This window comes from Streptomyces pactum (assembly GCF_002005225.1).
In the GTDB taxonomy this organism is placed as follows: Bacteria; Actinomycetota; Actinomycetes; order Streptomycetales; family Streptomycetaceae; genus Streptomyces; species Streptomyces pactum_A.
Genome location: NZ_CP019724.1, coordinates 1,925,780 through 1,951,053, shown reverse-complemented (window position 1 = coordinate 1,951,053; position 25,274 = coordinate 1,925,780). Strand labels below are relative to the sequence as shown.

Sequence of the window (25,274 nt, the reverse complement as noted above, 5' to 3'; positions counted from 1 at the left end):
CCCATGAGAAGCAGTCTGCTCTGTGGACAGGACGTCGATCAAGCGCGGGGCCGGCGGGCTCGGCCGAGGGTCCAGGCCCGCGGGTGCGGGGAGCAGGAACTGGACCAGGCCGCGCAGATCATGGCCCAGGGGCCATCCCGGCGGGTGCGGGGAGCAGCCGGACGCGTCCGTGGTGACGGAGTCGGGACCATCCCCGCGGGTGCGGGGAGCAGAAGGCACCCGCCACCGAAGGAGATAGATGACCGGGACCATCCCCGCGGGTGCGGGGAGCAGGGCGTGTTCTCGAGGGTGAAGCCGTCGATGGCGGGACCATCCCCGCGGGTGCGGGGAGCAGTGTGTGGCGGTATGAGGCGGGCCAGCACGTGAGGGACCATCCCCGCGGGTGCGGGGAGCAGGAGCATCAGCGCCCGGACCCGGACCCGGACCCGGACCCGGACCCGGGACTATCCCCGCGGGTGCGGGGAGCAGGCGGACCGGCCGCACCCCTTCAGGCCCCGGTCGGGACTATCCCCGCGGGTGCGGGGAGCAGCTCCGGGCCGTCCGCTCCCAAACTCGCGCCCCGGGACTATCCCCGCGGGTGCGGGGAGCAGCCCGCACGACGGACCGCCTCGCGGCCGCCGGGTGGACTATCCCCGCGGGTGCGGGGAGCAGAGGCACATCTTGCGGAGCGCGATGCGGGCCAGGGGACTATCCCCGCGGGTGCGGGGAGCAGCTCGAACGTGACAGCCATCAGGCTGCCAGCGGGGGACTATCCCCGCGGGTGCGGGGAGCAGAGCGCCGACCTCCTCTTCAGCGAGCCACCGGCGGGACTATCCCCGCGGGTGCGGGGAGCAGAGGAGGCGCTCCCACAATGTGGTCGGGCAGGCGGGACTATCCCCGCGGGTGCGGGGAGCAGGCTCCGTCCCCGTCCGTCCACTCCATCCGTCCGGGACTATCCCCGCGGGTGCGGGGAGCAGGTCGAGATCGTGAATTCCATTTACTGCTCTCCGGGACTATCCCCGCGGGTGCGGGGAGCAGACTGGATGACCTGCGGCTTTACTGGCGCTGCGGGCCGTTTTCGAGTACTTGCTTTGATTCTGACAAATAGGGCATACGTGGCTCGACTTGCATCAGCCTCTGCCGAAGCGTCGGCGTTTGGAGGCTCTGCTCCAGCCGGATGGCGGACCGTTCCGGGGAGTTGGGGCGGCGGTGGGTGCGTTCGGGTCTGGGCGGTGGATCAGGGTGACGCCTTCGTGGTCGGTCGGGTGCCAGGCGTGGTCGTGGGTGCGGAAGGTGAAGCCCTGCTCGTTGTTCATGGTGTGGGCCAGCAGGGCGCGGCCCTGGTCTGCGTACTGGCGGACTTCTTCCCAGAGGGCGTCGCGGACCCGGGCGGAGGGATTGCCCACGAACACGCCGGCGGAGATCTCCAGCAGCCAGCGTGTGAGGAAGCCGCGTAGGCCGGCCGGGCAGTTGGTCAGGACGATGACGGTCACCAGAGCTCGTCTCCGTAGTCCTCTGGGCCATCGTGGTTGACGCCTGAGGCGACCTGGTGGCCGTGGTCGCTCTGGAGGGTGACTACGTCCCGGTCGTCGCCCGGGGCGGCGGAGCCGGTCGATTCCGGGAGGAGGAGGTGTTTGATGTCGTCGACGCATCGGTTCAGCAGGGACGTTTCATTGATGCGGTCGCGTAGTGCGCGGCGGGTGCGAGGGCCGGTGTCTTCCTCGTCCTGTGCGGCCACGGCGAAGGCGAGCGGGATGCCGAGCTCCGTCTTGTAGAGGTCGGCGATGTCCAGGACGAAGGACAGTTCGTGTCCGGAGTGGATGAAACCGAGGGCCGGGCTGCAGCCCAGGGAGGTGACGACGGCGTGGGCGATGCCGTACATGCACTGGGCGGCGGCGGTGATGGCCTGGTTGACGGCGTCGCCGCTGGTGAAGTCGCCGGGGGTGTAGCGGCGGCCGCGCCAGGGGACGCCGGTGCGGGCGGCCTGGGCCCGGTAGCAGTCCTTGACCCGTTTTCCCTCGCGGCCGAGGAGCTCGTGCCGGGTGAGACCGGAGGGGTCCTCGTCCGGGAAGCGCAACCGGTACATCGCTCGCGCCACGGCGAGACGGCTGCGCGGGTTGGCCCATTGCCTGGCCTGGGCTTCCATGAGGGCGGAGGAGCGGCTGAGGGCGCGGCCGGACGCGTAGTAGCGCACGCCGTGTTCGCCGACCCAGCAGACCGCCGCGCCGGTCTCACCGAGCACGCTCATGGCCTGGTGGGTGACGCGGGTGCCGGGGCCGAGGAGGAGGGTGCCGATGGTCGCCGAGGGGATGTGAGTGGTGCCTTCCGCGTCCTGAGCCGTGATGGCGTTGGCGTCGCGATGGACCGTGCAGCGTTCCAGGTAGACGAAGGAGAGGCGTTCGCCGGTGCGGGTGAGCTGCCTGGGAGTGAGCGCCGGGCGGCGGGAGACCGTGCTCATGGCTGTGCGTGGGTGGGCTGGGTGACGGGTGCCAGGGTGAGGAGGCCGCAGCCGTAGGCGCGGGCCCGGCCGATGCCCTGGGTGAGGGTGCGGCGCAGTGCTGCGGGATCGGTGACTTCCAGCCGTCCTTCGAAGGTGACGGTGACGACGATGACCGACTTGTCCCGGCGGCCGCCGGAGCCGCGGGACTTGTCGAAGGCGAGGGACCGGGTGTCCTGTACGGCCAGCTCGTAGCGGTCGCCGGGGTGGGGCTGTTTGTGGTGGGTGGTGCCGTCGGGCAGCAGCCGCCGGTCGGCCGGCTTCTCGCAGACGCGGAAACCGAGACGCTTCTGGCGTTCCTCGTCGAGCAGCCAGCCCATCTGGTGGACGGGCGTGAGGTGGGCGGTGAGCTTGCGGGGTTCGCCCTCCTTGCGGCGGACCGTGTGCACGGGGTTCGCGGTCAGCCGGAACGCCCAACGGTCACCGGTCGCCAGGCGGTCGAGCAGTGGAGCGTAAGGCCGGGTCTGCCAGCCGGGGTTCTCGGGTCCGGCGACGGCGGGCCACCCGGCCTGCTCGACCAGGTGCGTCAGGTCGGGACGGTCGGGGCTGACGACGTACAGCAGCACCTCGGCGCGGGCTCGCTGGTCCAGACGCCACAGCACACGTGGTGCGTCGGGCTGCGGGCTGTCGGAGGGCAGGATGTGAGGGAAGGAGGACATGACGGCCGCGTGCATGGCCTGGGGTGAGGACAGCAGGCGGCGAGCGCCGGGCCGCGCGGTGTTGACGCGGAAGCGGGAGAGGAACATCAGGCTCTCTCATTCTCCAGGTCGTCGAGGGCGGCGAACGGGTCGTGCGTGCCGTGCGGGCTGCCGTCGCCTGCGGGGAGGGGAGTGGGTACGGCGGTGGTGACGACGGTGCGCAGCGCGTGCCGGCGGTGGGCGGCGTCGAAGCTGACGGGCTGGTCGCGCAGGACGTCGGCAGACTCGGCAGACTCGGTGGTGGTGGTCTCGCGCAGTACGGTCAGGGTCTGCGGGGGCCGGTGGCGTCTGCGGTACCAGGCGGAGGCCTGCCACGGCGCGCTCGTCAGTGCGTCCTCGAGCGTCGCGTCCTCGTATCGTCCGAGGTCGACCGGCTCGGAAGGCGGGCACGAACGCCGGCCGAGGTACGGGGGGTAGACCGGGGCGCGCAGGGCGTCGTGCAGGCCGGTGAGGAGGGCGTGGTCGCCTTCGACGACGGCAACGAAGACGGCGTCGGCTAGGTAGAACCGCTCGGACAGCGGCATAGACGCCCCGGTGACGCCGTGGTGGGCGGTGTGGAAGTCCCGGATGCGGGTGCCGGGCTGGTCGATGCGGACCCCGAACCGCAGTGCCGCCAGGGGCGCCAGGCGCGTGTCGTCGCCGCGTTCGATGCCGGCCGCCGCGGCGAGAAGGCCGACGACGCCGCTCTTGGTCGGGGCGGATTCGGTGGTGCGGCGGGTGAAGCGGGAGGAGGCCCCCCAGGACTGCAGGGGGCCTGCCAGGCGAAGGACGAGCACGCCGGTGCGGCTCATGCGGGCTTCTCCAGGCGTTCGGCGACGGCCTGTCCGACGGCGGCGGCGAGTTCGCGCAACGTTCCGGCCTCGGTGCCCAGATCGGCGAGCTTCTGCGTGGCGGGGCCGACCCGCAGGACCCACGTGAGGGTGGTCTCGGGGTCGCCGTAGGCGCGCTCGACGTCGGCGGCGTAGGCGGCGAGCCGGTCGGCGGCCTCGCGCAGATGTCCGCCGCCGTCGCTGCGGACCGGGTCCTCGAAGGCCGCGACGTAACTGATGGGGCGTGTGGTGCGGAGCTTGACGACCACGGCGTCGGGCTCGGTGTGGTGACCGAAGGTGTTGATCTTCCCGGTGGGGAGCGAGTCGACGAAGGCCCGCACGAACGCCTCGACGGCGCGGCGAACCGGCTCGGTGCGCGGTTCGTCGTCGCGCAGGCCCTGGCCGAGGTTGCCGGCGAGCAGGTGCACGCCGAGGGCGGCGTAACGGTAGAGCGTTGCGGAGTTGAAGTCGACGGTGCCGATCATTCCGGCGCCGGTCTCCTCGTCGGTGTTCTCGTCGTCCACGGCCGTGTAGTAGTCGGACTCGTTGTCGACCCGGTGGACGCTGAGGGCGTGGGCGACCTGCACGGCGGCGTCCACGTTGATGTCGGCCACGTCGGCGACCATCCGGCCGAAGAGGGCGATGTCCACGGAGTGCCGGGTGTCCGCGAGCTCCTTGGCCCGGGCCTTGTTCTCCTTCGTCTTCAAGAACCCCGTGATGTCGTCCGCCCCTTCCAGCGCCAGGCGCGCCAGACCGTCGAGCTGCCGGGAGCTGAGGAAGACCAGGTACTTGCTCTCGGGGGCGGGGGCGGGGCCTCCGTCCTTCTTCGCCTGGTCGGCTTTCCGCTTGGGGACCTCGGTTTTGAAGCCGGCGGCCCGCACCGTCTCGTCGGCGAGCTTCAAGGCCGTCTCCTGCTCGACGGGCTGGTCGAGCCCGGTGATCCGGTCGGCCAGCAGCTCCACGATCTTCTTGGTCCGCACGCCCAGCTCGGCGGGGTCGAGCAGGTGCTCGTCCTTGAAGCAGGTGCGGATGGCCCGCTTCCACGCCTGGCTGGAGACACGGGCCCGGGGGACTCCGCCGTAGACGGCCGTCTTGGGCGCGCCCGTGTCGTCCCGGTTGAGGTTGCTGGGCGGGACGGTCTGCAGGGCGTGCACGTCCAGGAAGATGCGGTTCACGAGGCGTCCTTGTCGGTGTCCGGGGTGTTCTTCTCGTTGGAGGCCGGGGCGGTGCCCGGCAGGGTCCGCACCTGTTCGTGGAAGGAACGGCCCCACCGGCGGCGCACGGCGGCGGGTCCGTCGGCCCACTGCCAGACGTAGAGCTGGCCTGCGAGGAGCGCGTAGTCGAGTGGGACCGGATCCTTGGCAGCGCGCAGCAAGGCGACGATGTCGCGCAGCCGCTGGGTGAGGGTGGCGAGGTCGGGGGCGGTGCCCGCGCGGACCAGGCGCTTACGGACGGGAGCGTCTGTGCCGTCGGCCGGCATCAGACGCCGGACCGCCGCGCCGAGGCCGCCCGGCCGTTCACGGGTGTGCCGACGGTGCATGGGGACGCCGCGGGACTGCTGGTGGAACGCCCACAGGGTGAGAGCCGCGTGCAGCGCGTTCTCGGCACGCTCCAGCTCCTGCTCGCTCAACGGCCGCATCCCCTCGACCGGAGTGTGGAGCGGATCGGTGTCGACCAGGCTCCACAGGTCGGGCGTCTCGCCCGCCTCACGGCCCGCGCCACGGCGCAGTCGCGCGAGAGCGGCGACGGCGGGGGACCTGTCCTTGAGGTATCCCTCCTGCCAGGAGGCGATGCGTGTGGCGGCGAGATCCGCGACCTGCTGCTGAACTGCGGCTGCGGCGGGCGGGGTGGATACGGTGGTCGTCACTGGTCCACCATCCTTTCTACGGGCCTCAGTTGCCGGTTCGTAGTCGGAGCCGGTGAGAGCCGGGGTCATACGTGCACCTCCGGTTCGGTCACGGCGTGTTCGGTTCCTGGCGGGCCGGTGGGCTCCGGCCCGGGCGGGCCGCCGTCGGCCGAGGTGGTGGCCTTCGCGCCGGAGTCGGCGGAGCCTGGTGCGTCGGGGTCTCCCAGCGCCCTGGCCAGGCGTCCCCGGAACCACACGTCGGCCAGGCCCGCGTTCAGCCAGTGGGTGCTGCCCCTGTTGTCGGTGTGCATCCGGCCCTCCCAGGCCGAGTCGCCCGCGGCGGCGATGAGACGGTCACCGAGACGGCCCACCGCCTGCCGCACCTGTCGCTGCCAGGTCTGCCGGTGCTCGAAGGGGTCGGGGGCCTCCGCCATCTCGGACAGCCAACCGCGGTAGCCATGATCCAACGCGTCGAATCCTCCGGCCCGGGCCGCAGACTTCGGCCCCTCCTGCTCGGACCCGGTCGCCCGGGCCAGATCGGCCGCAAGATCCCCTAAGACCCGCACCGCCCTGTCGGCGTCCTCGGCCGCCGCGATGACCTGCGCGGCGTAAGCGGGATCTCGCCCGTGCAGCAGGACGACCGGCATCTCCAGGCGGTCGTCGACCACCTCATCGACCACGGACTGCTGGGTCCCGTACCTGACACCCGCCACCCGGGCACGGACGAGGAAACGACGGGGCAAGTGCCCCTCTGTCACCAGCCGCGCGACCCACTCGAGGATCCGCGGCCGCAGCCGCGAGGGCCCCTCTGCGCCTCCGCCCTCCTCCAGCCGGTCGGCGAGGAGCGCGGCGATACCCCGCCAGGCCGATCGGCCCGGATCGTGTTCGAGCGGCAGATACACGGGCGACTGCCCCAGCTTCTTCTCCTGCGTGGGGCTGCGCCGCCATGCGGTCATCGGCTCGCTGCGGTGTAGGTTCCGCGAAGCGAGGGGATCGCCGTAGCCGAGGACGACACCGTGGACACCGTCCGGGTCGTGGTGCAGAAGCACCCGGCGTGACTGCCAGGTGTACAGGTCACGCAGGCCGGTCGCGGCTCGCCCGTCGGAGCCCGGCCCGCAAGGCTCACGGCGCCAGGCCGGCCGGTCGTCGCCGGAGAAGGCGAGCTCCTCGGTGTCCGCCGCCACCAGGTTGAGCAGCAGGGTCTCGCGCAGGGTGCCGCCCTCCACGAAGACGCCGCCCAGGCCCCCCGCCCACCCAGTGCCGAGCGGGTAGACCTTGCCGCTCTTGACTCGGTCGTCGCCGACCACGCCGGACTTGATGCCGGAGGTGTCGTAGGCATGGACGTGAACGACCCAGCGCGCGGCCTCGGCAAAAGACAGCCGTTCCACGTCCGGCATCCGTGTGCTGAAGAACGGCTCCCCGGCCGGCACGTCGGCCACGATCCGGTTGAGGGAGAACACCTCGTCCCTCGCCGTGTGCAGCCCGGCGGTCTGCATGAACGGTGTGACGGGGTGCAAGAGATCGAACCGCTCGCGCTGCTGCTCCAGGTATGCCTGGACCGGAGCGAAGCAGTCAGGGTCTTCCCACAGCTCCGTCCAGTCCTCGATGTCGCCGGGACCGTCCAAGGCATCATGCGCAACGGCCAGGAGAAGGCGGACCAGGGAGAACTCATGTGTGGCCAGTTCCCCCACGACGCACCGCAGGTCATCGGCCTGGGCAAAGACCTGGCCGAGTGACAGCTCATCCTGGGAGCCGTCACGCCGCAGCACGCAGATCCACGGCCGGCTGGTCAGATCGAAGGACACCACTTCACCCCCACCCACGCCGGCACCGGGGGGTTCAGTCGTCTGCGTCACGGGTCACCTCAAGACCGTCACTCGGGCTGTAGCTGAGTACGAACCCTGCCAGGTGGGTCTGACAGTCCTCGTCGAGAGCGAGAATCAGATGGTCGGAGAGCCAAGGACTGTTCTTGCCCTGCCAGTTGGGCAGGTACAGCTGCTCCAGCTCCTCGATGGCCCGGTCCATCGTCTCGCCGGAGAACTGCAGGGGGAGCCGCAGCCCGCAGCTCGCGGCCGTTCGGGCCGCGAACCGCGTCGGCGTCGCGTCCTGCGGTAACTCGAGGCCCGCGCGCCGGCGTCCCTTGCCGTCCGCCTCGAGCCACGGCAGGGTGGCGAGGCTGCCGTCCCCACGCCGCTGGACCACCACGACCTCCAGGCTGTCCCGGCTGTCGCGGACCTGTGCACGCCCGGTGGGGGTGTCGTCGGTGTCTCCTACGCCGGCGGCGACCCAGCCGAACAACGGCCGTTCCGGTTTGCCGACGTCCCCCAGACGGAACACGGCGGCGCGTTCGGCCTGGTCGTCGCGGTGCCGCTCGAACCGCTCGCCCGCCGTCTTCATGGCCTCCTGCCAGTGGTCCGGCCCGACCGGGGCTTCCCCGTACGCTTCTTGTACGAGTGTGCTGATGTCCGCTGGGAGCCTCACCGGGCGCCGAGACCCGCCTTCCAGGTGGGGAAGGAGCACCGCGGCCGACCGCAGCAGGGCGTGCTGCCCATACACGGCGACCGACCCCCGTACCGGAGCGGGTACGTCCGCGGTCCAGTCGGCTCCCGCCACCAGACAGCGTGGTGTGCGCAGGCGTTCGGGCCGCTCTTGTTGGCCTGGTCCGCGCCAGTGGCGGTGCAGGCGGCCCATGCGCTGCAGGAGCAGGTCGACCGGGCACAGGTCGCTGACCAGCAGGTCGAAGTCGACGTCCAGGGACTGCTCGGCGACCTGGCTGGCCACCACGATGTGCCGGCCCGAGGGCCTGGCGTCCGTCTTCTCCGGAGGCCCGAAGAGGCGGAGCAGTTCCTTGTCCTTGCCCGCCCGGTCGAGGTCGACGAAGCACGAGTGGGCGACGGTCACGTTCTCGGCACCGAACCTGTCGCGCAATGCGCGAGCCGTTTCCAGCACCCGTCTGACCGTGTTCCGGATCACCAGGACACACCCGCCGTCGATCAGCTCGTTCTCCAGCCGGTCGGCGAGGACGTCCAGGCCGTCGGCGAGCGGCTCCACCCGCACCTCCGAGGAGCGGGCAGACGCCTGCGGGCGGCGGACCAGGGGACCACCACCCGGAGCAACGGCGGTCAGCAGCGGGTACGCGTCCGCCGCAGCCGCGCCCGTCTCTCCGGCTACGGCTTCGTTCCGGCCGGAGTACGCCGCGACCAGCTCACGCCTGCGTGAGGCCGGCAGCGTGGCGGACAGCACCACCACCGGAACCCGGTACGCGCCCAGCCAGGACAGCACCCGGTCCAGGTACACGCTCATGTACGTGTCGTAGGCGTGCGCCTCGTCGATGACGACGACCTTGCCGGCCACAGCGAGGTGCCGCAGCGCCAGGTGCCTGCTCTTCAGCCCGGCGAACAGCAACTGGTCGATGGTGCCCGCGACGAAGGAGGCCAGCATGGCCCTCTTACGCCCCCGTAGCCAGGCATGCGCCACGAGCTCGCCCCCCGCGCGGTGCCGCTCCTCCGGCCTCTGTCGGGAGGCCGGCGCCGCTTCGTCCACGCCGACGGCCGCGACCCCTCCCGTACGGGCCATCAGGCCGGCGAAGTCCTCGTTGAGAGCCGCCTTGGAGTGGGCCAGGTGCACCGAGTGACGTGAGCCGGCCACCCCCGGCAACCGGTCCAGCCAGTCGAGCAGGCGGGGAAACATTGCGTTGCCCGTGGCCATGGTGGGCAGGGCGAAGAACACCCCACCCGCACCCGAGCGCGCCGCGAAGATCTCGGCCACGGCGAGGGCCGCCTCCGTCTTCCCCTCACCCATCGGCGCCTCGACGACCATCAGCCCGGGCGTCTCCATCTCCCGGGCGAGTTCCACGGCCGCGTCCTGGACGGGACGTATCTCGGCTCCCGCCGGCAGTTCGAACCGTGAGGTGAACAGCTCCTGGGCACTGCGGTCCAGTTCCTCGGCCCGCCACGGTTCCGGCAGGTCCAGACCCTGCCAGGCCGCGGCAAGACGCTCCTGGTCGCCGCGGGACGCGCCGTCGGGGAAGTACGGGAACAGGTCCGGATTGCTGGCGATCCAGTCGGAGACGATGACCAGCGCGGTGAGCAGCACCTGCACCGGCTGCGGCAGCCTGACCTGCCGCCATTGCCCCAGCCGTTCGGCCACGCCGAACTGTTCCGCACAGGCATCGAGCAGCTCGGTCTGCACCTGTCGCCAGACCCGGCTGCCCGCACCGGGAGTGCGGAGCAACTCCTCATGTTCGTAGAGGGCCTTGATCTGACCGTGCTCGGGCGGCACGCCGTGATGCCCTCCGACAACAACCGTGAACTGCCCGGTCCGCGCGGACGCCCACCCGTGCCGTTCCTCCAGCCATTCCCCCAGCAATACCTGTCCGGCCAGGCCATGCGGCGCCACCCGACGATCCGGCCCCAGCGCCCGCACGGAACGCATCTCCAGCCCTTGATCGCGCATCGCGTCGGCGAGCAGGTCGACCTGGCACGCGAACGCCGGGGTGGCCTTGCCGACGTCGTGCACACCGGCAAGCCATACGGCAAGGGCACGCGCGTCCGGCTCCCCCTGCGGCAACGCCTCGGCGATCAGCTTCCGCACTCCTGCGGGCAGCCACCGGTCCCACAACAAGCCCGCCACCGCGGCACTGTCCTCCATGTGCCGCCATAACGGCAGCCAACCGTCGGTGTCATAATCGTGCTTGGCCCATACCGACCTAGCCGGCTCCCCAAGCCGACGTAGCAGGCCAGAACGGGCGTTCCTCCCATCCCTCCTCATGAGTGATTGATACAGGGAAAACCCGGTTCCACACGCCAGAACGAGAAAACTGAAGGGTTCGCAGGGAGACGGCGCTCTCAAGCCGTACGATGATCGGCTACTTCCGGGACCACTTGCGGATCGAAGGACGCCATATGTCTAATTTGTCGGAATCTGTGAAAGTCGCTGAAAGTACACTTCTGCCTCAGTAAACTCGCAGGTCAAACAGTCTGCTCCCCGCACCCGCGGGGATAGTCCCGAATCCAAGGCCACGGGCCCCGCTCCCTGGCGCTGCTCCCCGCACCCGCGGGGATAGTCCCGTCATGTGCCCGCCCGCGATCGGCTGCTACAACTGCTCCCCGCACCCGCGGGGATAGTCCCGTCATGTGCCCGCCCGCGATCGGCTGCTACAACTGCTCCCCGCACCCGCGGGGATAGTCCCCGGGAACCGAGCGCTGGGGTAGGCACGGTCCCCTGCTCCCCGCACCCGCGGGGATAGTCCCGCTGATCCTGCGGTGACGATCCCGCAGATGATCTGCTCCCCGCACCCGCGGGGATAGTCCCGCCTGCCGGTCCTGCTCCCGCTGCGACGGCTCCTGCTCCCCGCACCCGCGGGGATAGTCCCGCGTGCGTGATGGGCGGCATCGTCTACCTCCCCTGCTCCCCGCACCCGCGGGGATAGTCCCGACGCCAACCGCAGCGCCTACGACGCGCAGATCTGCTCCCCGCACCCGCGGGGATAGTCCCTGACCCCAGTTCGCACTACCTTGCTGATCCCGCTGCTCCCCGCACCCGCGGGGATAGTCCCTGCTGGCGGGGCACGAACGCGGCCACGAATTTCTGCTCCCCGCACCCGCGGGGATGGTCCCGCGACGAGGGCTGTCTGGTCAGACGCCGTCGGGGCGCAGCGCGCTCAAGAAGCTGCTCCATGCGGGGGCAGAGACGGGAAAGGGGCGGCGATCGCGGTCCTTGGCGTCACGGACCAGTACGCCGGCGCCAACCGCGGCAACGCAGGCCTCCACGCAGGCTTCCTCGAAGTCGGTGCTGTAGCTGCTCTTGTACCAGCCCGTGGGCGGGAGCGGCATGAGGTCCTCCTGACAACGGTTGGGAGCGGGCGGAGACCCGTGCCCGCCCGGCGGAGACTACGGATCAGCAGACCTGCCCGCAGGCGTGTTGTTGTGCAGCAACCCGAAGGAGAATAGGGGAGACGTCATGTCGCATGAGGCAAGGCCGCCACGGTGGACGGCGCAGGAGATGGACGACTTCGAGAAATTCAGCTCCAGCTTGGTGAGGGTCCATACGGCGGTTTGTAAGGAACCGGCTGGCCCGACTTCGCGTCCAACAGAATACGGTCCCCCAAGGGGTGCTCAAGTTCTACCGAAACTTGTCGCAACCTAGCCTGTTTCGTGCACTTCTCATTGTCCTTCTGCTGCTTGACGGAGGACGATAGGACCACACTGCGGACGGTTTCCAGGGCCTCCACCGTCGCCCCGTCGTGACAGACACCACGGAGAGCGATCACAGTGACTGATCGCCCGTCCTCGGCAATGTCGACCAGCCCATTCAGTTGCCGTACGGGGATGTCACGCGCTCGGCCGATCGGTGACGGGGGGAGCTGCGATGGGTCGGCAGCTGCCCTCTTGAGGGGGGAGGTGTAGCCATCAAGAGTGAAAAGCCAGGCGGGGACGGTCGCCGGTCCGCGGCTGGTGGCCAGCGTCATGGTGCCCAGCTTCGCGCCAGTCACCGTGAGGCCGGTCTCGCCGTCGGCGAGCCCCCCAGACAGGGACCTGTACGACTCCTCCGCCCCCGACAGGGGGCGAGTGAGCGACTCATCGCCAGCCCAATTCACCCGGCCACTTTTTGGCCAGTCGGTGGGCAACTTGCCTCGCAGAACAAAGCTGCGGTCCTTATATGCCTGCTCATCAACTTTGCTGCGCAGACCACCATGGGGCAACTGAACCACATCACCCATCGGGTAGTAACCAGCACGCCACTTGTCGGCTGCGGTTGACCCATCCCAGGCTGCGGCTACTTGCTCGGCGCGGTGCGACACCGCTTTTGCATCGGCCTCAGCCTTTTCGTCCGACTGACTGCCACAAGCGGAGACGGTCAGCCCGACGACAGTCACCGTGGTCAACAAGCCGACAGAGTGCATGGCCTTGATGCGCATGGTGACCTCCAGAGAGAACTGCAGAGTGGCGACGGCTCGTACCTCTGACGCAGTTGGTGCACGATAGGTTCTCCAGCGGAGACGGTCCGCTGAGGCATAGCGTCAGTAGATGCGGAGGCCGCGTTCGTTCACTACCGTCTGCACCCTCGTGTAGTAGTTGCGGTACTCGCCGGAAGACGAGGAGTTGCAGGTCGTCTCGGCAGTGCCCCCTGAGAGCAGGCCCAGAGCCGTCGATCCGTGGAAGAGCGGCCCACCGCTGTCGCCTCCTAGGGCGCAGTGGTTTGACTCGTACATGCCGTGCATGGTTTTGCCGCTGATGTTGACGGTCACGCTTGTCTTCGTGATGAACCCTGTCGTGTCCTCACTCATGGTGCCGATCCGGTCTGAGTCCTCCCGTTCAGCCGCGAATCGGGAGGTGGTGATGTCCTTGACGGTGCCGTTGAAGTATCGGACACCCTCGACCGGCTTGATCGTGGAACCGTCTGCCCGGATGGTGGCCCAGTCGCAGCCGCGGTCTACACCATCGCACCAGCCGCTGGTGCCGTAGCCGTTGGCGTAGGCGTTTTGGACGCCGATCCTCTCGTTGTTCCAGTTCATGTACCAGATGTTGCCGGTACCCGGCACGCAGTGACCGGCGGTGAGTACGTAGATTGCCCCCGACGAGTTCTTGGCGTTGAACCCGGCAGAACACAGCCATCCATCGGATGTGATGCCGACGGCTCCGAGGAGCCGTTCCTTGAACACCAACCTGCTGTTGATCCGGCTGATCTCTACGGCGCCCGGGTGGGCAGCCGCAATCTTCTCGATTCGGGAACGAGCATCAGAAGGTGCACCGTCGAAGATCTCGACGTTCACCTGGTTGGTGGCGGCTTCAACACCCCATGCCGTATTTGGGATGTTTCCCAGTTGGTCGAGCTTGTCGTGGATGGATGCCAACTCATCTGCGCTGCGGGTCACAACCTTCGCAGCACCGCCCGCATTCCGGACCGTTCGGGCTGCCGCTTGATCAGTAACCGCTACGACGAGACGCCCATCCTCGTAGTACACGCCTCCGGTGCGGTGGCCGCCGAGCTCGGCCACAAGCGCCGCCGCCCGCGTCGGACTGGTGAGCGGCGCGGGACCATCCTCAGCGGATGCCGGCGTAGTTGCAGCTACCGTTGCCAGAAGCGCAACGACGGGGACCTGTAAGAACTTCTGCCAGTGATGATTCACGGCAGCCTCCAAGGCCGATTGAAGCCAGTGGAACACCAGTGCGGATTGCACTGGTGTGACTCTAGGTGATGGTCGGGTCACTGATCACTCAAGTGCGGAAAGTGGCAGTTGTGTTTCCGCTTTCAGGTGACCTGGTGAACCTGTCCAAGCAACGCAGAGGCCTGCCGCCGCCTGAAACAACACCCCGCGACGGTCAGGTGCTTTGGTACTCAAACAGTCACTTAGCGGCCCGGATGAGAAACCGCACCGACCGTCAACCCATCGTTCCCGCAATGGGAGTTGGCTGCCATTGCGCAGAGTTACCCGGCCGGGCGGTCGCCCGGGGCGGCCACTTCCTCAACATCGGAGTGGTCACTTTCCTCTTGAGGGTTTGCGGGTGAAGAGGGCGGCTGCCCGGCCGGGTGGCGCACCGTGAGGAATGTCTTGGGCGCTGTGAAGCACCTCACCTTTCCCGGGGCTATCTGCTGCGACCGGGGCGGTGCTCGATGCCGTCGCCGGACCGGTGGGCGGTGACAGGACCGGACGTCGTGGGCTTCGTGCTCGGGGAACGGGTGCCGGTTGTCGACCGGCTGCGCGCCGCCGCAGCACTGGGGCGGGCAGTCGAGGCCGCGGGGAGCGTGGGCCCCGACTGCTGTTCCGCCGCCACGTCGACGGGCAGCCACGGCTGACCGGACCGGATCTGTCTGTGGGCGGCCGCGTCCAGCCGGGCGCGCGCGGTGTCCATGCCCGTACGGGCAGCCGTGCGCAGGATGCTGGCGGCGGCTGCCTGCTCGGCCCTCACGGCGGGCTCGTAGCGCTCTACGAGGCGTCTCGTCTGGTGGCTGGGCAGCGGGTAGAAGCGATGCACGGCCTCCGGAGGACGGTGATCCACGTTGTCGGTCACCAGAGTGGATTCGATCCGCCTGACGACGGAGGGCATGGCCGCGGCAAGCTGCCACCCGGTACATCGTGTGCGTCAGCTCCGCGAGGCCTCCGGCGTCGGCAAGCACCTCCCGGGTGTCGCGCTGGACCGGGCGCCCTGGTGTCTCCGGGTTCCAGGCCATGCCGTAGAGCAGCTGACCGAGGCGTGTCGTATGCGAGTGCGCGGTGAGCAGGGCGGGGTGCGGAGGCGTCTTGGGCAGGTGTGTGAACTGACCGCTGCGCGCGAGGTGGTAGCTGGGCAGCGGCAGCTTCGGGTGGACGCGAGGGTCGGAGAGATCGACGACCCGGTGCCACTGCGCCGCGCTCTCTTGCCAGGCCTGTGCCGTCTCCCGCAGCCGGCCGGCGGCCTCCCGCAGCGGCTCGGCGGTGTGCGGATCGACGGACGTGGCGACGTGCAGCAGGATACGGCCGGACAGCAGGTCACTCATCGCCCGCCATCGAGTCAGTTGCTGCACGTCGGACCCGCTCAAGCCGGACTCGCCGCGGCCGTGCAGGGCCTCGAAGGCAACCCGGGACAGGCGCTCGCAGTCGTCGGCGAGATGCGCGGTGATGCTCTCGGGAGCATCGGTGGGCAGAGCCGGGCGGGGATCGAGCGGCGGCACATGCGGGAACGCCTCAGTAGCCCGGTTCATCTGTCCGCCGGCGGTGCGGCCGAACACCGAGGCTTGGTCGAGGCTTCCGCGCGCGACGTACAGCTGCACCGCGGTGCCCTCGTTGGTGACGGCCTCGCCCAACGCGTGAGCCACTCGGGCCGCTCCCCAGGCCAGGTCCGCCGAGCAGTGCACCAGGTAGGACCGGGCGGGGCGTTCGGTGAACGCCAGGGCGTACGGCGTCACCGGGATGCCGTCCCGCCCGCGATGGCTGGCGATGAGGTCCTGTACGGCGGCCGCCGCCTGGACCGCACGGGCCAGCGGAGTGCCGTGGTGCAGGGCGGCAACCTCGTCGTCGAGGGCGGGCAATCGTCCGGCCGCGCGGCGCAGAGCGCTCTGGGCGGTGGCCAGATGGGTGGCGGGCCCGGGGTTCGCCCGCCGGGGCCGCTCCCCGGCGCTCTCCAGTGCGGTCTGCAGGTGCCTGACCAGGTTGGTCAGCTGTCGGACCACGACGGACTGTTCTCGGGCATCGTCCGGCATGAGGGTGTCGGAGATGACCTCGCGCAGGTTGCGGCTGGCGGTCTCGCTCAGCTCTCTCAGCGTGGTGGGCATGCCTATCGCTCCCGGGTAGCGAGGAGCGCCCCGGCGGCGGTTGCAGCTTTGTCAGCAGCCTCCCGCACCGCCGCTCGGCCGCCTTCTTCCGTCCCCGGCTCGGCAGCCGTATGCTCGAGGGCCGCCTGGACGTGGCGCAGTAGCTCCACGTATGGGGCGAGCCCTTCGGCACCAGGCGACAGGGGCGGCACGTCGACGGGGCGACCGAGCCCAGGCAGCGGCAGGAGGCTCCGGCCGGCCGCACTCGCCTGCGCGGCCATCAGGGCCTGGAGCTCGTCGCCGACTTCCTCAAAAGCGACAGCGTCCGCCACCTGTTCGGCCACGGCGAAGGCTTCCCAGGCGGCTGCCATGACCTGGGCACGGTCCGTCGAATCCAGGGACGCGTCCAAGGGCTTCAACGTGTCTGGTAGTGACACTCCGATACTCCATGTCTCGCTCAGTCAGGCAGAGATCGTCTCACTCGGTGAAGACAACGCAGGGCGCCCTGTGGATAACCACCTAGGGCTCGGTGTTGAGCCAGAAGGACAGGCCCTACAGGTGGGAGCGGCCGTCCTGGGCGAGAATGGGAGTAGAGGAGGTTGTCGTGTCATCACCGTTCCTTCGGGACACGGATCAGTGCGAGGTTGACGTAGGACGCAGCCCGCTCGACCCCAGTACGTAATCGGCTGCAATGCCTCATTTGCCGGAATCCCTTAAAGTCCCTGAGAACACGCTTCGGCGGTCATAAACTCGCAGGTCGAACAGTCTGCTCCCCGCACCCGCGGGGATGGTCCCAGCGGGTTCACCGTGATGTACCCGGCGTCCACCTGCTCCCCGCACCCGCGGGGATGGTCCCCATCGGTGGGCCTGGCCGGAGTTGGCGGATCCCTGCTCCCCGCACCCGCGGGGATGGTCCCCCCCCGGCGGGGTCACCCCCGCCGCCTTGAGTCTGCTCCCCGCACCCGCGGGGATGGTCCCGGTCGCCTTGATGTTCAGCTTTCCGATGTGCCCTGCTCCCCGCACCCGCGGGGATGGTCCCCTTCGGGACGATGGGGTAATCCACGAAAGGGACTGCTCCCCGCACCCGCGGGGATGGTCCCAGCGGCTTGAGGACGGACTCCCACATGAACTTCTGCTCCCCGCACCCGCGGGGATGGTCCACCTCCGGCGCGTTCTGCTATCCCTCTCACCCACTGCTCCCCGCACCCGCGGGGATGGTCCCTCGCCGGTCACCTCGTCCACGCCGATGCCGACCTGCTCCCCGCACCCGCGGGGATGGTCCCGGCACCGCGTCACGAATCGACCGGGCTACGACCTGCTCCCCGCACCCGCGGGGATGGTCCCCGAGGCCGCTCCACCAGCTTCACGCTGTACCGCTGCTCCCCGCACCCGCGGGGATGGTCCCACGTAGTACGGCCGACCAGCCCCGGAGGGCTACTGCTCCCCGCACCCGCGGGGATGGTCCCCACCAGGCGCGCCGGTCCGGCGACGGGGACGCCTGCTCCCCGCACCCGCGGGGATGGTCCCGCGGCCCCCATCACCACCGACCAGCGCGCCACCTGCTCCCCGCACCCGCGGGGATGGTCCCGCTCACGGCCCCCAGCACGTACGGGCCTGGCCTGCTCCTCGCACCCGCGGGGATGGTCCCAGCGGCAAGGACGTGCGCCCGTGAGCGCCGAACTGCTCCCTGCACCCGCAGGGATGGCCCCCGGTCGTCGGCGTCGCGCTGGAGGCCAGCCATCTGCTCCCCGCACCCGCAGGGTTGCCGTCTCATGGCGACGAGGCGCTCAACTGCTGACGCCGTCGCGCAGCAGCGTTCTGCCGTGCCCCGCGCCCCGGTCAGCGCACGGCACGGACCATCACAGTCAGGACCGGCGACGCCGGTGACGGCTGGCTCTGTCCGATGTCCTCGTACCCCCACGACCGGTAGAGAGCGTGGACCTTTCCGTCCCCGGCGGCCGGGTTGACCATCAGCGTGACGAACGGTTCGTCGCGCGTGGCGAGGAGGGCGTCGTGGATACGCCGGGCAGTGCCGGTCTTCCGCCACGCCGGCCGGACGCCGATCTCCTTCAGAGCCACGGCCGGGCGCTCGGCGTATGGGGCCGCAGGCGCCGGGCTGGTGCGCTGCCAGTAGCGGTCGCCGTGCTCGATGGTGTTGGCGTAGGCGTATCCGACCGGATGCTCGTCCGCGTAGGCGAGGACTGCGGTGAATCCCGGCTCGCCGCCGTGCCGGTCCAGGCGCTCGCCGAAGGCGGTGACCGCGTAATTGGGCAGGTGGAGAAGCGGGGCGCGCACGTCGGCGTAGACGTCGAGGAGGTCGCCGCGGGCGGTGTCGAGGGTGGTGAACGTGCGCAGTTCGATGGCGGGCGCCGTGGTCATGCGGCCATCCTCCAGGAGGCGGTGTGCTCGGTCCAGGTCTGCACGGTGGAGCTGCGGGGCGCGGTGGCGCGCAGCGCGGCCCCGAACTCCTGCAGCATGCGCGTCACCCGGGCGTGCCGGGTGGCGGCGTCGGCGGGGACCTTCATCGCGGTGCTCGTGGCGGCGTCGGCTGCACCCTGTGCGAGCTGGGCGTGCGCGAGACGGGTCGTGGTGATGGACCGGGACCGGACCATGTGCGGCCGCAGGGCGGAGAGGCAGCGGTGGGCGTGGTACTCGGCGGTCGAGTAGTCGCCGAGTGCCAGATGGGCGGACAGGGCCAGGGAGTGCAGCTCGGCCTGGTCGTAGAAGGCGAGCAGCCATACGGGCCGGTAGTCGCCGGGGTCGGCACGCAGCATGGCTTCCTGCGCCTGGTCGAACGCACGGCGGGTGCCGGTGCGGTCGTGCGCCGCGCCGTGGATCGCCGCATGCCGGGCCATGCCGAGGGAAGCGAACATCGGGTCGCGGCGCGTGATGTACAGGTTGCGGGCGACGTCGTTGGCGGCGAACGCGTCGGCGGGCCGGCCCATGTGGCGGTACATGGTGCCCGTGTGGCTCCAGATACGGAACTTGATGGCCTGGTCACCGGACATCTCGGCGAGGGCCTGAGCCTCACGCATGTGCGCCTTGGCGACGTCGTAGCGGCGGCCGTCGATGGCGGCCCACATCGCCGACGAGCGGAACGCCGCCGCGGAGGCGTAGAGGTTGCTGCGTACGCGCTGGGTGGCACTGCCGGCGTTCTGCAGGTTCAGAGCCTCGTCGGCGAGCGCGGCCGCCCGCTGTTCGATGCCGAGCTGTCCGCCGTGTCGGTGGTCGCTGGCGATGATCTCGGCGAAGCGCTTGTTCAGGCGGTCCACGTCGCTCATGCCGATGCGGCGGGGCCCTGCGGCGCCTGGCGCGGCCGCTGCTGCTGCGGCGGCAGCAGCGATGCCGCCGACGAGGGTGCGGCGCTTCATGTCGGGGTCCTCCTGCTGCGGTGGGGAGGGGGTGGACGAAGGCCGGCCCCGTGGCACGAACCCCAGAGCGACGGCGGGCAGGCCGCTGACGTCCTCGATCGCCTTGCGGGTGGCTGATTTGGGCCACATGACACGGCCCGCCTTCCAGGCTCGGACCGACGAGCCGTCGAGTCCGCCAGGCCGGCCGGTCAGCCGCTCGAGGGCCCCGTTCACGGCGTCGGCGAGGCTGTTGGAGCTGTAGCCGTGTTCGGCCATCCACGCCTCGAGAACGGCGTTGCGCGTGGTGTCCATGCCCGAACGGTAGCTCTGACGCCCCCTCATCCACCAGGTAAAGGGAAAGTCAAATCATCCTAGGCCTTTCCTCGGAGTGGACGGCGAATCGCCCTAACCACCAGGCCCCAGAAGCGAGTTGTCTGGTTGGTGGCTGCTCGCCCTCTCCTCCGGAGCGAGCGGCTGTTGACCGTCCGGCCTCCTCCTCGCGGCTTCTCAGGAGTGGGCCGGACACCGAGACGACGCGAGGGCTCAACCCCGATGACGAGTCTGATCACGCTCATGCAATCCGCTGCCACCGGGCATCCCGCCTACAGCCAGACCTTCCCGTGCGAGCCGTCCACTGCCGAAGCCGGCCGGACGCTCGTTCGTGACGCCCTCGGTGCATGGCACCTCGACGACCTCGCCGAGGTCACCGCGCTGATCATGTCGGAGCTGATTGCGAACGCCGTCACGCACACGCCGTGCCGATCGATCCGTCTGATCGTCGGGCGGCCGAGCGCGGCACGGGTACGGGCCGGGGTGGTGGACCGGGCGCCATACCGCCTGCCGGTCCTCGGCCGGGCCGGCGAGGACGACGAGTCAGGGCGTGGCCTGCTCCTGATCGATGGCATCGCCGACCGCTGGGGCTATGACCTGCACGGCCCGCACAGGAGCCCGTGGGGCAAGGAGGTCTGGGCCGAACTCCTGATGAAGACAGACGGGTGAGCACCTCCGTGGCGGCCTCGGGCTTTCCGGACGTCATCCGCCTCCGCATGACCTCTCGAAAGCGACGGCCGGCTGCCGTCTCACCAGACTCCCGCCCCGATCAGGCGGCGCCGTGCCGTACGGCCGGAGGCGGGCTGCACCGCACAGAAGCATTCCGACGTAGAGGAGTTGGCATGACACGCAGCACCGTAGTCCCGAGCAACACGCAGGTGAACGGGCGGACGCCGAGGCCGTCGGACGGCTTCGACCTGGACGTCTCCCTCGTCGAGGTGGCCGACCCGGCGGGCCTGGTCAACCTGACCGACGACAACTGCGGATCCACCTGCGGCGCCTGCACCACGAACGTCGCCTGACCACCCCAGGGCTTCGCGTCTTCGCGGGCTGGTGCTGCCGCGCCGTGTGGCGTGGCGGCACCAGTCGCCGTCCCTCACCCACGGAGGTAGTGGTGGCTGATCCGTATCCGGCGTTCCGTGCCGGCACGACCGCTTTCGTACGAGCCGTTGCCCGCCCGGAACCGCCGTGTCCTCCGCTTCCCGACCCCGACGACCGCTCCGCCGACGGAGTCGCCGCCTGCATCGCGTGGCTGCGTACCGTCCTCGCCGACTACGACCTCGCCGAAGCCCTGGAGTACGCCAGCCCGGTTCTGGCCGCGAGGGTACGGAGCGTGTGCACGTCCGTTGAACCGTCCACGGCGCGCGTTGCACCGTCCACGGCGCGCGTTGAGCCGTCCGCGCGGCAGGTGGGGCGTGTGGCGCTGTCCGTGGCGCGCTACCTGCTGCGTTCCCGGCACAGGGCTACGCCGTTCGGGCTCTTCGCCGGTGTGACCGTCGCGGGATTCGGCCCGCAGGCGCGCGCGAGCTGGGGTGGCGAGCACGTGGCCGTCGGCCATGCGGGCGCGGAGTGGCTGGCCGCTGTCGTCGAGCGGCTGGAGTCCTGCCCGGGCCTCTTCGAACGACTGCCCGTTGTCGTCAACAACACCGTGACGAGCCGCGGCGACCGGTTCGTCGTGCCGTTCCAATCCGACGACCGGAGCGAGCGGACTCGCGCGGTGGAGGCGTCCCTCGCCCTGACCGAGCCCGTGCGCGCGGTCCTCGCCGTGGCGCGGGAGCCGGTCCGGGGCGGTGAACTCGTGGACAAGCTCCAGGCGGAGTTTCCCGAGGCCGGGCCGGAGAAGGTACGCCGACTGCTGGCGGAGCTGGTCCGACGACGGGTGCTGATCACGGGCCTGCACGCGCCGAGCACCGAGACCGACGCCCTCGGACACCTGCTCGACCGGCTCCGCACCATCGACGCCGCTGACCTCCCGGCTCTGGCCGAGACCGCGCGCGAACTGGGGGAGACCCGGGCCATGCTGACGGAGTGCGCCTCGCGCGGTGGGCGCGACAGCGCGGCAGCGCGGATGAGGGCTCTCGTGCCGGGGCTGCGCCGCCACCCCGTCGCACTCGACCTGCGCCTGGACGCGCAGCTCGTACTGCCGGACGCGGTCGCCCGCGAGACCGAGCGCGCCGCACTGATCCTGACCAGGCTCAGCGGTCGCCCGTACGGCACCGCGGCGTGGGGTGCGTACCACCAGCGGTTCTACGAGCGGTACGGCATCGGCACCATGGTGCCGCTTCAGGAAGTCGTCGCCGACAGCGGCATCGGTTACCCCGAGGGCTACCCGGGTACCTCGCCCGGCGCCCGCCGGCCGCGCCTCTCCGCCCGTGACGACGCCCTCGTACGGCTGGCGCAGGCCGCCGCGCTCGACGGCAGTGACGAGGTGGTCCTCACCGACGAGTCGATCGACGGCCTGGACGCAGGGCCCGACGAACCCCGACTGCCACCGCACCTGGAGATGGGGGTACGGGTCCATGCCGGCAGCGTGGACGCGTTGCAGCGCGGGAGGTTCCGGCTGGAGATCGTGAGCGTGTCCCGCGGCGTCGGCGTGACCACGGGCCGCTTCCTCGGCGTTCTGGCCCCGGCCGACCGTGCGGCCTTGGCCGCCGAACTGTCCGGCCTTCCGACCGCCGACGGCGACACCGTGCCCGCCCAGCTCTCCTTTCCGCCGCTCCTGCCGGAGAGTGCCCACGTCGCGCGGGCCCCGCGGGTCCTGCCGACCGTGATCAGCCTCCAGGAACACCGCGCCCTCGCCGACGACGTCCTCGGACCCGCGGACTTGGCGGTGGGGTGCGACGGCCGCCGCATGTATCTGGCCCTCCCGGAGCGTGGCCGGCGCGTCGAGGCCGTCGGGATGCACGCGTTGAACCTCCATACGCACACTCCGCCGCTCGTGCGGTTCCTCGCCGAGTTGCCCCGCGCCCAGAGCGCGCAGGTCACCGTGTTCGACTGGGGCGCCGCGGCGGCGATGCCGTTCCTGCCGCGCCTGCGGTACGGGCGCATCGTGCTCGTTCCGGCCCGCTGGCGACTCGAGGCATCCGAGCTGCCTGGTCGCGCGCATCCCCGGACCGAATGGGACGCCGCCCTCACCGACTGGCGGGCACGGCGGCGGCTGCCTCGGCGGGTCCACCTCGTGGAGGACGACCGGCGCCTCTTCCTCGACCTCGACGAGGCCGGCCACCGGACGCTGCTGCGCCACCATCTCGACCGAGTGCGCCAGGCCCTGCTCGAGGAGGCGGCGGAACCGGGGGCGTTCGGCTGGTGCGACGGCCGGGCCCACGAGGTGGTGGTGCCGCTCAAGGCGACCCGGCCGTCGTCGTGGCCGGAGCTGCCCGCCCCCACTCCCGCACGCGCCCTCTCCCATGCCCAGACGCAGACCCCGGCCACTTCGCCGGTACTGCTGGCCGCGTTGTACGGAGACCCCCGCCGCCAGGACGCGCTGCTCTCCCGCCACCTGCCTGATCTGCTCGAACGACTCGGTGGACCGCCGTGGTGGTTCATCCGCTTCCGCGACCCCGAGCAGCACGTGCGCCTGCGCATCGCGCTCCCCACTCCCGAGGCGTTCGCCGGGACGGCCCGGACAGTGAGTACGTGGGCCGACGAGCTGCGCGGTGCAGGGCTGTTGGCGGACCTGCGGTACCCGACCTCCTATCGGGAGACGGGGCGCTGGGGCTCCGGCGACGCATGGGATGCGGCCGAGGACGTGTTCCGCGCGGACTCGCGCGCCGTCCTGGCCCAGCTCTCCCAACGGCGGCGTCCGCACCGGCGCACGCTGGTGGCCGCGAACGCCGTCTCCATCACCTCCGCGTTCCTCGGCGGCACGGAAGCCGGGACGCGCTGGCTGATCGACCACGTGCCGCCCGTGGCGCCCGGGCCCGTGCCGCGCCCGCAGTTCACCGAAGCCGTACGTCTGGCCGACCCCGGCGACGACTGGTCGGCACTGCGCGCCGTACCCGGAGGAGCGGCCGTCGTGTCGGCGTGGGCGGACCGGGACGCGGCGCTCGCCGCCTACCGGCGGCACCTGCCCGGACCCCACACGCAGGGCATCGCCCTCGACGACGTCCTGACTTCGCTGCTGCACGTCCATTTCGTACGGCACATCGCGGTGAACTTCCCCGAAGAGGAGATATGCCTCCACCTCGCCCGCGCTGCCGCCCTGGCGTGGTCCGCACGCACCACTGGGAGAACACCTACTGGGAGAACGCCATGACCGCACAGGCCGCACAGGCCCCGCTCGACCTGGTCGACGCCGTCGCCCAGCAGCTCACCGACCCCGGCAGTGTGCTCCTGCCGGCGGCACACCGGCAGCACCTCGCCCACGGCCTCCCCGGCATCGCGCTGCTGCACATCGAGCGGGCCGCGGCCGGCCTCGGCCCGTGGCAGCGCGCCCACGACTGGCTCGCCGCAGCATCCCGCGCACCGCTCACCAGCGGCCCCGACAGCCACCCGTTCTACGGGGCGTCCGCCTTCGCGCACGCCCTGGCCTGCGCCGCCGATCACCTGCCCGGTGCCTACCGACGCGCTCTCGACACCCTGGACCGGCAGACGGCGGCCGATGCGATCCGCCGCGTCGACGCCGCTCACCACCGCATCGACACCGGGCGCCTCCCGGCGCTCGCCGAGTTCGACACCATCCGGGGCCTGTCCGGCTACGGCGCCCACCTCCTGCGCCGCAACCCCGACTCGTCCGCCCTGCGCGCCGTCCTCGGCTATTGCGTACGCCTCACCCGGCCGATCACCCAGGACGGAGACACCCTGCCGGGCTGGTGGACGGAAACGGGCCCCTCGGGCCGCCCGGACGAACGCTTCCCAGGCGGACACGCCAACAGCGGCATGGCGCACGGCGTAGGCGGTGTACTCGCCCTGCTGGCGCTCGCTGCCCGGTACGGCACCTTCGTCGCCGGGCACGGCGAAGCACTGGACCGCATCCTGACCTGGCTGGACCACTGGGAGGACGGTAGCGGGCCGACCTGGCCGTACTGGATCACCCGGGCCGAGCTGCGCGCCGGCCACCCCGCCCCGTCCGCGCCACGGCGGCCGTCATGGTGCTACGGCACCGCAGGTCTCGCCCGGGCCCGGCAACTCGCCGCACTCGCCCTCGGCGACACCCGCCGCCGGCTGGACGCCGAGAACGCGCTCGTGGCCGCCCTCACCGACCCCGCCCAGCTCAAGGCGACGAGGGACAACGCCCTGTGCCACGGATTCGCCGGCCTCGCCCACATCGCGGCCCGCGCGGCCGACGACGCCCACCCCTCGACCTCCCGACGGCTCCGCGCCGTGATCCCGGCACTCCTGGCCGCCGTCCATCCGCCGGGCACCGACCCCGTGCACACCGCCACGGCGATCGTCCAGGACGAAGCGCGTGGCCCCGGCCTCCTCGACGGCGCAGCCGGCATCGCTCTGGCCCTCCTCGCGACCAACGCCGCCGCACCGCCCCGGTCCGCCTGGGACGCCTGCCTGCTCGTCGCCTGACCCCATCGACCGAAG

19 protein-coding genes and 3 CRISPR repeat arrays are annotated in these 25,274 nt (G+C 70.7%); of the genes, 4 read left to right on the top strand and 15 right to left on the bottom strand.

Features of this window, described 5'->3' with window-relative positions; genetic code table 11:
* Nucleotides 1-67: 67 nt before the first annotated feature.
* A CRISPR array of direct repeats spans nucleotides 68-1,017; the repeat unit is 29 nt; unit sequence GGGACCATCCCCGCGGGTGCGGGGAGCAG.
* 92 nt (nucleotides 1,018-1,109) lie between these two features.
* From cas2e to B1H29_RS08010, 15 genes are all read right to left on the bottom strand, one after another.
* Complete coding sequence (gene cas2e / locus B1H29_RS08080) at nucleotides 1,110-1,472, bottom strand: type I-E CRISPR-associated endoribonuclease Cas2e (protein WP_055419584.1); 363 nt, start codon at nucleotides 1,470-1,472, stop codon at nucleotides 1,110-1,112.
* Nucleotides 1,469-2,437, bottom strand: coding sequence for a type I-E CRISPR-associated endonuclease Cas1e (gene cas1e, locus B1H29_RS08075; RefSeq protein ID WP_055419583.1), 969 nt, complete (start codon nucleotides 2,435-2,437; stop codon nucleotides 1,469-1,471). Before cas1e ends, cas2e begins: the two co-directional genes overlap by 4 nt.
* Nucleotides 2,434-3,222: a type I-E CRISPR-associated protein Cas6/Cse3/CasE gene (cas6e, locus tag B1H29_RS08070; protein ID WP_055419582.1), complete on the bottom strand. Its 789-nt coding sequence runs from the start codon at nucleotides 3,220-3,222 to the stop codon at nucleotides 2,434-2,436. The genes cas1e and cas6e overlap by 4 nt, the downstream gene beginning before the upstream one ends.
* Nucleotides 3,222-3,965, bottom strand: a complete 744-nt coding sequence (cas5e, locus tag B1H29_RS08065; protein WP_055419581.1) for a type I-E CRISPR-associated protein Cas5/CasD — start codon at nucleotides 3,963-3,965, stop codon at nucleotides 3,222-3,224. The genes cas6e and cas5e overlap by 1 nt, the downstream gene beginning before the upstream one ends.
* Nucleotides 3,962-5,158 (bottom strand): type I-E CRISPR-associated protein Cas7/Cse4/CasC, encoded by a 1,197-nt coding sequence (gene cas7e, locus B1H29_RS08060; RefSeq protein WP_055419580.1) that lies wholly within the window; start codon nucleotides 5,156-5,158, stop codon nucleotides 3,962-3,964. Before cas7e ends, cas5e begins: the two co-directional genes overlap by 4 nt.
* Nucleotides 5,155-5,850 (bottom strand): type I-E CRISPR-associated protein Cse2/CasB, encoded by a 696-nt coding sequence (gene casB, locus B1H29_RS08055; protein WP_055419579.1) that lies wholly within the window; start codon nucleotides 5,848-5,850, stop codon nucleotides 5,155-5,157. Before casB ends, cas7e begins: the two co-directional genes overlap by 4 nt.
* Before the next feature lie 65 nt (nucleotides 5,851-5,915).
* Nucleotides 5,916-7,685: a type I-E CRISPR-associated protein Cse1/CasA gene (casA, locus tag B1H29_RS08050; RefSeq protein WP_055419578.1), complete on the bottom strand. Its 1,770-nt coding sequence runs from the start codon at nucleotides 7,683-7,685 to the stop codon at nucleotides 5,916-5,918.
* Complete coding sequence (cas3, locus tag B1H29_RS08045) at nucleotides 7,669-10,479, bottom strand: CRISPR-associated helicase Cas3' (protein ID WP_234393073.1); 2,811 nt, start codon at nucleotides 10,477-10,479, stop codon at nucleotides 7,669-7,671. Before cas3 ends, casA begins: the two co-directional genes overlap by 17 nt.
* Before the next feature lie 329 nt (nucleotides 10,480-10,808).
* Nucleotides 10,809-11,447: direct repeats of the CRISPR family, unit length 29 nt; unit sequence CTGCTCCCCGCACCCGCGGGGATAGTCCC.
* A gap of 18 nt (nucleotides 11,448-11,465) precedes the next feature.
* On the bottom strand, nucleotides 11,466-11,663 hold the full coding sequence (locus B1H29_RS08040; RefSeq protein ID WP_055419576.1) for a DUF397 domain-containing protein: 198 nt from the start codon (nucleotides 11,661-11,663) through the stop codon (nucleotides 11,466-11,468).
* Nucleotides 11,664-11,851: 188 nt separating this feature from the next.
* Nucleotides 11,852-12,748 carry a hypothetical protein gene (locus B1H29_RS08035; RefSeq protein ID WP_079160088.1) on the bottom strand — a complete coding sequence of 299 codons (897 nt, stop codon included), beginning with the start codon at nucleotides 12,746-12,748 and terminating at the stop codon, nucleotides 11,852-11,854.
* A 102-nt stretch (nucleotides 12,749-12,850) separates the two neighbouring features.
* Nucleotides 12,851-14,011 carry a S1 family peptidase gene (locus B1H29_RS08030; RefSeq protein ID WP_159027800.1) on the bottom strand — a complete coding sequence of 387 codons (1,161 nt, stop codon included), beginning with the start codon at nucleotides 14,009-14,011 and terminating at the stop codon, nucleotides 12,851-12,853.
* 248 nt (nucleotides 14,012-14,259) lie between these two features.
* Entirely contained in the window at nucleotides 14,260-16,083 is a 1,824-nt protein-coding gene (locus B1H29_RS08025) for a hypothetical protein (protein ID WP_055419574.1), read from the bottom strand.
* A gap of 2 nt (nucleotides 16,084-16,085) precedes the next feature.
* Nucleotides 16,086-16,472: a hypothetical protein gene (locus B1H29_RS08020; RefSeq protein WP_159027799.1), complete on the bottom strand. Its 387-nt coding sequence runs from the start codon at nucleotides 16,470-16,472 to the stop codon at nucleotides 16,086-16,088.
* A gap of 356 nt (nucleotides 16,473-16,828) precedes the next feature.
* Nucleotides 16,829-17,771: direct repeats of the CRISPR family, unit length 29 nt; unit sequence CTGCTCCCCGCACCCGCGGGGATGGTCCC.
* A 130-nt stretch (nucleotides 17,772-17,901) separates the two neighbouring features.
* Nucleotides 17,902-18,441, bottom strand: coding sequence for a GNAT family N-acetyltransferase (locus tag B1H29_RS08015; protein ID WP_199832381.1), 540 nt, complete (start codon nucleotides 18,439-18,441; stop codon nucleotides 17,902-17,904).
* Entirely contained in the window at nucleotides 18,438-19,724 is a 1,287-nt protein-coding gene (locus tag B1H29_RS08010) for a hypothetical protein (RefSeq protein ID WP_055419572.1), read from the bottom strand. The genes B1H29_RS08015 and B1H29_RS08010 overlap by 4 nt, the downstream gene beginning before the upstream one ends.
* A gap of 240 nt (nucleotides 19,725-19,964) precedes the next feature.
* On the opposite strand from B1H29_RS08010, the gene B1H29_RS08005 reads away from it, so the two are divergent.
* From B1H29_RS08005 to B1H29_RS07990, 4 genes are all read left to right on the top strand, one after another.
* Nucleotides 19,965-20,411 carry an ATP-binding protein gene (locus tag B1H29_RS08005; protein ID WP_055419571.1) on the top strand — a complete coding sequence of 149 codons (447 nt, stop codon included), beginning with the start codon at nucleotides 19,965-19,967 and terminating at the stop codon, nucleotides 20,409-20,411.
* A gap of 173 nt (nucleotides 20,412-20,584) precedes the next feature.
* A complete protein-coding gene (locus B1H29_RS08000) occupies nucleotides 20,585-20,764 on the top strand; it encodes an FxLD family lanthipeptide (protein WP_055419570.1) in 180 nt (59 codons plus the stop codon).
* Between the two features lie 221 nt (nucleotides 20,765-20,985).
* On the top strand, nucleotides 20,986-23,997 hold the full coding sequence (locus B1H29_RS07995; RefSeq protein WP_055419965.1) for a lantibiotic dehydratase: 3,012 nt from the start codon (nucleotides 20,986-20,988) through the stop codon (nucleotides 23,995-23,997).
* Nucleotides 23,994-25,259 (top strand): lanthionine synthetase C family protein, encoded by a 1,266-nt coding sequence (locus B1H29_RS07990; RefSeq protein ID WP_055419964.1) that lies wholly within the window; start codon nucleotides 23,994-23,996, stop codon nucleotides 25,257-25,259. Before B1H29_RS07995 ends, B1H29_RS07990 begins: the two co-directional genes overlap by 4 nt.
* The last annotated feature ends 15 nt before the right edge of the window (nucleotides 25,260-25,274 follow it).